This window comes from Nesterenkonia aethiopica, from assembly GCF_039534665.1.
GTDB classification, from domain to species: Bacteria; Actinomycetota; Actinomycetes; order Actinomycetales; family Micrococcaceae; genus Nesterenkonia; species Nesterenkonia aethiopica.
On the sequence record NZ_BAAAVT010000046.1, the window covers coordinates 1 to 688 of the forward strand.

The 688-nt window shown below is 67.7% G+C and carries 1 protein-coding gene; it reads right to left on the reverse strand.

What is annotated here, in order from left to right:
• A partial coding sequence (locus ABD658_RS15275) for an FtsK/SpoIIIE domain-containing protein (RefSeq protein ID WP_344744970.1) occupies window positions 1–604 on the reverse strand: 604 nt, incomplete at its 3' end.
• Between the last annotated feature and the right edge of the window lie 84 nt (window positions 605–688).

A 688-nucleotide genomic window follows, 5' to 3' on the forward strand; every position in this document is an offset into this window, starting at 1 on the left:
CCCCTCCACGAAGGTCGGGCATCCGGTTAAGTCGGTCGCGCATCACGGCGACAAGGGATTCGAGTTGCTCGACCATGGCGGCGCGGTCTTCGTCGTCCCGGTGAAAGATCGCCGCGCGCGGTTCGATCCACTGCCAGTCGTAACCGCCCTTGCCGTCGAAGATCGCGAACTGAACCGCGGGCGACTGTGCGAGCGTTGCGAGCACCAGCGACAGCCCCGCCGTCTTGCCCGAGCCGGGGAGTCCACCGACGACAGTGCCGGAAACTTCCTTCAACCGCAGGCAAGCAGGCTCCCCGAAGATCGTGTAGCCGTAGGGCACCGCCGCGAAGTCGCCGGTCCACGGCATCGGCTCGACGAGCGGGCGCATGTCGCGCAGCGGTGAGCGCATCACGAGGGACACGACGAGCTTGCCCGGTCTCGTGCGGGCATCGACCTCAACCGCATCGGCCTTCATCGAGTCGCGCAGAGCCTCGCCCAGCTTCGCGATGTCCTCGACGGTCTTGCCGTCCGGGGGGCGCACAGCGAGGCGGATGCCGTGACGTGTCACGCGCAGCCCCCGCAGACGCGGCCCGTACCACGTCACTCGGTCGGAAGCATCCGTCATGACCCGCTCACGTCGAGCGAAACCGCCGCCCTTAACCGTGGGCCACCACCTGTACCAAAGCCACGCGAGCCACCCGATACGACG